This window comes from Achromobacter sp. (genome assembly GCF_036567245.1).
Classification (GTDB): domain Bacteria; phylum Pseudomonadota; class Gammaproteobacteria; order Burkholderiales; family Burkholderiaceae_B; genus Achromobacter.
Window position 1 is genome coordinate 1 of record NZ_DATCUY010000630.1, and the last position, 5,709, is coordinate 5,709.

The following is a 5,709-nucleotide window of genomic DNA, read 5'->3' on the forward strand; positions in this document are numbered from 1 at the left end:
TCCGCTGGCGGAACTGGCCGACGGCACGCGCCTGGCGGCGGACGCCATCGTGCTGGGCGTGGGCTTGCGGGCGAACGATGAACTGGCGCGCGAGGCCGGCATCGCCTGCGAACGCGGCGTGCTGGTGGACGCGTATTGCAGCACCTCGGCGCCCGACGTCTACGCCGCAGGCGACGTTGCGGTGCTGGCGGCCGGGGATGGCCATGCGCGCATGGAGTCCTGGCAGAACGCGCAGGACCAGGGCACGGCCGCCGCGCTGTCGGCTTTGGGCCTGGGCGAGCCTTACGCGCCGACCGGCGCCGTGTGGTCGGAGCAATACGACGCCATGGTGCAGATCGTCGGGTTCCCGGGCCTGGCCTGCAGCGAAGTGCTGCGGCCGCAGGGCGGGGACCGCGCTTTGCTGTCGGTGGCGCTGGACGCCAGCGGCCGCGCGGTGGCCGGCGTATCGGTGGACGCAGCGCGCGACTTCCGCCAGCTGCGCAAATGGATCGCGCAGCGCGCGGCCCTGGACCCGGCGTTGTTGCAGCGGCCCGATGTGCCGCTGGCCAGCGCCCAGATCGGATGAGGATCGCAATGGAAAACCCGATTTTGCCCATGCTGGCCAAGATGGCCTGCGAATCCGTGGTGCTGGAATTCTTCCACGCCCTGGACACGCGGCGTCACGAGGCAGCGGCCGCGCTCATGGCCGAGGACGGCGTCTGGCAGCGGCAGGGACGGCGGCTCGCTGGCCGCCAGGAAATCCTGGAAGCCCTGAATGTCCGTGCGCCGGAGCGCAGCACCTGCCATGTCATCACCAATCTGCGGCTGGTCGAGCTGGCCGGCGCGCGAGCGATGGTCGGCTACTTCCTGACCGCCTACGACAGCGTGCCGCACGAACAAGGCGGCGCGCCGCGCCTGGTGTCCATCCGCGAATGCCAGGACGTGCTGGTGGAGACGGAAGGCGGCTGGCGGCTGGCCGACAAGAGCAGCCGCCGCCATCTCCCGCCGGAATGACGGCCTGAGCATCACGGAGATCCCCACGCACCCCGAATCGATACAAGCTCGCGCGCCCGGACTATTCAAAAAGCAGCGGTCGCGTACCTAAAATCCCTCAGGAGACAAACAGTGAAACCCTCAAGAATCTTGCATTGCATGCTGGCGGCCGCCTGTGCGGCCGTCGTGTCGGGCGCACAGGCGCAGCAGGCCGACTGGCCGACCCATCCGATCACGCTGGTGGTGCCGTTCGCGGCCGGAGGCGGGGGCGACACGCTGGCGCGCCTGGTCGCCGAACCCCTGTCGCGCGAACTCGGCCAATCCATCATCGTCGAGAACCGCCCGGGCGCGGGCGGCAACATCGGCACCTCGATCGCGGCGCGGGCCAAGCCCGACGGCTACACGCTGTCCTACGGCACCAATGGCACCCAAGCCACCAACCATTGGCTGTACAAGTCGCCGGGCTATGCGCCGTCCGACTTCGAGCCGATTTCGCGCTTCACGGTCATCGCCGCGGCGCTGGTGGTCAACGCCACGGATGAGCGCTTCAAGACCCTGACGCAACTGCTGGCCTACGCCAAATCCAACCCGGGCGAATTGACCTGCGGTTCCGCCGGCAACGGCACGTCCTCGCATCTGGCCTGTGAATTGCTGAACCAGATGGCGGGCACCAAGGTCATGCACATCCCCTACAAGGGCGGCGGCGCGGCCATGACCGATCTGCTGGGCGGGCGTATTTCGTTCATGATCGACGTGATGCCCAATGTGTCGGGACAGATCGCGGCGGGCAAGCTGCGCGCGCTGGGCGTGACGACGCCGGAGCGGGTGGCGTCCAACCCGGACATACCCACCATCAGCGAAGGCGGCCTGAAGGGCTACGAGTTCTTCGCCTGGGACGGACTGTACGCGCCCAAGGGCACGCCGGTGGCGGTGCTGGACAAGCTCAACGCGGCCGTCAACCGCGCGTTGCAGCAGCCTGAAGTGCGCAAGATGCTGGAGTCGCGCGGCGCGATTCCTTCGCCCACGTCGCGCCAGTCCTTGGCGGAGTTCGGCGCAGAAGAGTATGCGCGGCTTGGCAAGGTGGTGAAGGTGGCGGGCGCGTCGATCGATTGAGCGGGCAGCACGCGTTGCAAGAGCCGGCGGCGTGAGCCGCCGGCTTCTTTCTTCTGTGCATGGGGATTGCGATACTACCAAGCCATGCGCAAGCGCCCCAACGCCGGTAATGCCCCCACCGTGGCAGCCAGGCCGCCGGGCGGCGGCAGTTCTTCATGGCGGGCCACGCGCCCATCCGGATCGAGAAAATCGCTCAGCACATCGTCGCGCAGCCGGATGAAGCGCGGGTCGCTGCGGTTGCGCGGATGCGGCAAATCGATGTCGACGATGCGGCGGATGCGGCCCGGGCGCGGCTGCATCACCACCACGCGGTCGCCCAGGAACACGGCTTCCTCCACATCGTGAGTGACCAGCACCATGGTGATCTGCTCCTGCTGCCAGATGCGCTGCAACTCGTTCTGCAGCCGCGACCGCGTCAACGCGTCCAGGGCGCCCAACGGCTCGTCCAGCAGCAGCACGCGCGGCCGATTGACGAGGCCACGCGCGATCGCCACGCGCTGCGCCATGCCGCCGGAGATCTGGTGCGGATAGGACTTCTCGAAGCCTTGTAATCCGACCAGAGCGATATGCTCGGCCACCAGCTCGCGCTTTTCCGCCTTCGACAGGGGCGCGTTGCGTAGCGCCGTCGCGATATTGCGTTCCACGTTCAACCAAGGGAAAAGGCGGTGGTCCTGGAACACGATGCCGCGATCCAGGCCCGCGCCGCGCACCGGCTTGCCGTCCAACAGGATCTGGCCGGCGTAGTCGCCGTCCAACCCGAGGATCAGGCGCAGCAGCGTGGACTTGCCGCAGCCGCTGGCGCCCACGATGCTGACGAAGCGCCCGGCGGGCACATCGAGGTTGATGTCTTGCAGCACTTGCAGCGCCTGCGCGCCGTCACCGGGGCCGTCATAGCGCTTGCCCACGCCGCGGATGCTCAATTCCTTGCCGAAGATGCTGGTCATTCCTTTCCTTGTTTATCAGGCGGCGCCCGGGCGGTGCCGCGTCAGCCGGCGCTCCAGCGCGCGGGCCAATGCATTCATGGTCCATCCGACCAGGCCTATCACGAACATGCCGAAGATCACCAGGTCCATCTGGAAGTGTTCGCTGCCTTCGATCAGGGTGTTGCCGATGCCGTGGCCGGCCACCAGCAGGTACTCCGCGCCTATGGTCGCCAGCCATGAGTAGATCAGCGCCAGGTACACGCCGGTGAAGATCGAAGGCGCCGCCGACGGCAGCACGACATGCAACAAGGTCTGCCAGCGGGAGTAGCCGAACACGCGTGCCACCTCCAGCAGGGCCGTCGGCGTGCTGCGTATGCCGTCACAGGTGTTGACGACCACGGGCACCAGCGCTGCAAGCGACAGGAACGTTACCTTGGCCACGTCGCCCAGGCCGAACCAGACCGAGATGAGCGGAATCCACGCGAATAGAGAGATCTGCTTGAAGGTATTGAAGCTGGGGCCCACGATGCGGTTGAACAAAGGCAGCAGACCCAGCAGCGCGCCCAATATCAGGCCGAGCGCGGTGCCGATCGCGAAGCCGGTGAATTCGCGTGCCAGGCTTGCGCTCAGCGCTCGCCACAGCCTGCCCGAGGAGATCTGGCTGGCCGCGGTGTCCAGCACCTTGCCCGGCGACACCAGCAAGGGCGTGGAAACCCATTCCAGCCGCGCCAGCGCCCACCAGACCAGGATCGCGGCAACGGGCAGCACCAGGCCGCGCCAGCGCGCTTGCAGCCAGCGGCTTGCACGGCGGGCTGCGGGAGGCGAGGAGAGGAACGCCGCCGTCATGCGTGGACTCCCGCGGACGCCGTGCCCAGGCGGGTAGCGGCCTGGCCGCCGCCCGCGCGGACTTCGGCCAGATCCAACAGCTTGTCGATGGCATAGCCGATGGCGCCCACCACGATCACCGCCGCCATCACCAGGTCCAGCTGGAACAGTTGGCGGCCATAGACGATCAGGTAGCCCAACCCTTCGCTGGACGCGACCAGCTCCACCACCACCAGCGACAGCCAGGCCTTGGTGAAGCCCAGGCGCAGGCCGGTGAAGAGTGTGGGCAGCGCATGCGGCAGCACCACTTCCAGTACCTGCTGGCGGCGCGTGTAGCCATAGACGCGGGCCACTTCCTGCAAGTTGGCCGGGGTCTGCCGGAATCCCTGCAAGGTGTTCAGCGTCACCGGCACCAGCGCGGCCTTGGCGATCAGGATGTACTTCAACGGCTCGCCTATGCCCACCAGCAGCAGCACGAAGGGCAACCAGGCCAGTACAGGAATCTGCACCAGCGCGTTGAAGGTGGGCAGGATGTAGGCTTCCAGCGGACGCCACAATCCCATCGCGGCGCCCAGCGCCAGGCCCAATGTGCTGCCGACCGCGAAGCCCACCAGCACGCGCTGCATGCTGGCCTGCACGTGCAGCCAGAGATCGCCGCTGCTGTAGAGATCCTGCAAGGTCAGCCAGACGAAATGGGGCGAGGGCAGCACCTGCGGGGAGATCCAGCCCTGCGACGCGCCCAGCTGCCAGAGCGCGAGCAACGCCAGCGGCAGCAGCCAGGGCAGCAGGCGGCTGCCGGCGCTGCGCAGCAGATCCACAGGGGCAGGGCGTGCGGACGGCAGCGGTGCGCTCAGAGTATTCGCGGACATGACAACTCCTTATCGCGCCGTGGCGGCGGTCGCCTGGCGTTCGCCGGACGCCGGCTGGCCCTGCGCGTTGAACGCGGTCCAGCGGGTGGCAAGATTGGCCTTCTGCAGCGCGGCGTCGAGATAGCGCGGCTCGAACCAGCCGTCCACGCTCACGGGACGGCGGATCAGCTTCAGTTTCAGCGCATCGTCCGCCACGGCCTGGTAGCGCGCGGCGAGAAACTCGTCCAGCAGCGGCGAGTTGCGCACGGCCAGCACTTCGCCTTCGAACTCCGCCTGCCAGGACGTGTAGGGCGTGCCGCTGCGCGCCCAGATCTTGAAGAGCGCGTCGCGATTCGGTTCATCGGAGGACCATTGCGCGGCGCGCACGAAAACGTCGACCACGCGCTGCACGGCCTCGGGATTCTGCTTTTCGAAATCCTCGCGCACCAGCAGCGACGCCTGGCGGGTGAACGAGGGATCCTGGCCCTTGGTCGAATAGATGATGCGCGCCAGGCCCTGGTCGCGCAGCTTGAAGTATTCGTATCCGCCGAAAGCGGCGTCCACGCCATTGGAGACCAGCGCCGCCTGCGCGCTGCCCGTGTCCAGGTTGACGCCCTTGATGTCGCGCTCGGTCAGCTGGCGCGAAGCCAGCACGTTGATGGCGACCAGATGGCCGTTGGTGCCGCGGAAGATCGACACTTTGCGGTCCTTCAGGTCGTCCAGCGATTGCAGCGCGGAATCCTTGGGCGTGGAGACGTAAAGGTTGTTGCGCACGCCGCTACCCAGCAGGATGCGGGTCTTCAGGCCGTTGGAGCGACCCACCACTGATGGCAGGTCGCCCTGGTAGGCGAAATCGATTTGCTTGTTCGAGAGCGCCTCGTTGACCGCCGGGCCCGCGCCCTTGAAGAACAGCCATTGCACCTGGGTGCCGGTGCCCTGGAAGGCTTCCTCCAGCCAGTTGTTGGCGCGCGCCACGCCGCCCGGCGAGCCGCCCCAGGTGATGGGGTCGCCGCCGCCGGCGGTCGCCA

7 protein-coding genes are annotated in these 5,709 nt (G+C 67.5%); 3 read left to right on the top strand and 4 right to left on the bottom strand.

Annotated features, from left to right (window positions below; genetic code table 11):
* The 3 genes from VIR09_RS26770 to VIR09_RS26780 form a co-directional block, all read left to right on the top strand.
* On the top strand, nucleotides 1–565 hold a 565-nt coding region (locus VIR09_RS26770; protein WP_332015614.1), incomplete at its 5' end, for an FAD-dependent oxidoreductase.
* Between the two features lie 8 nt (nucleotides 566–573).
* Nucleotides 574–993: an SgcJ/EcaC family oxidoreductase gene (locus VIR09_RS26775; RefSeq protein WP_332015615.1), complete on the top strand. Its 420-nt coding sequence runs from the start codon at nucleotides 574–576 to the stop codon at nucleotides 991–993.
* Between the two features lie 138 nt (nucleotides 994–1,131).
* On the top strand, nucleotides 1,132–2,085 hold the full coding sequence (locus VIR09_RS26780) for a tripartite tricarboxylate transporter substrate binding protein (protein ID WP_332015620.1): 954 nt from the start codon (nucleotides 1,132–1,134) through the stop codon (nucleotides 2,083–2,085).
* A gap of 74 nt (nucleotides 2,086–2,159) precedes the next feature.
* Here VIR09_RS26780 and VIR09_RS26785 read toward each other — a convergent pair whose 3' ends face one another.
* The 4 genes from VIR09_RS26785 to VIR09_RS26800 form a co-directional block, all read right to left on the bottom strand.
* Nucleotides 2,160–3,029, bottom strand: a complete 870-nt coding sequence (locus VIR09_RS26785; protein WP_332015616.1) for an ABC transporter ATP-binding protein — start codon at nucleotides 3,027–3,029, stop codon at nucleotides 2,160–2,162.
* A 15-nt stretch (nucleotides 3,030–3,044) separates the two neighbouring features.
* Nucleotides 3,045–3,854 carry an ABC transporter permease gene (locus VIR09_RS26790; protein WP_332015617.1) on the bottom strand — a complete coding sequence of 270 codons (810 nt, stop codon included), beginning with the start codon at nucleotides 3,852–3,854 and terminating at the stop codon, nucleotides 3,045–3,047.
* The gene (locus VIR09_RS26795) at nucleotides 3,851–4,702 is read right to left on the bottom strand and encodes an ABC transporter permease (RefSeq protein ID WP_332015618.1); all 852 of its coding nucleotides are present in this window, start codon (nucleotides 4,700–4,702) and stop codon (nucleotides 3,851–3,853) included. Before VIR09_RS26795 ends, VIR09_RS26790 begins: the two co-directional genes overlap by 4 nt.
* 9 nt (nucleotides 4,703–4,711) lie before the next feature.
* The coding region (locus VIR09_RS26800; protein ID WP_332015619.1) for an ABC transporter substrate-binding protein at nucleotides 4,712–5,709 on the bottom strand (998 nt) is incomplete at its 5' end.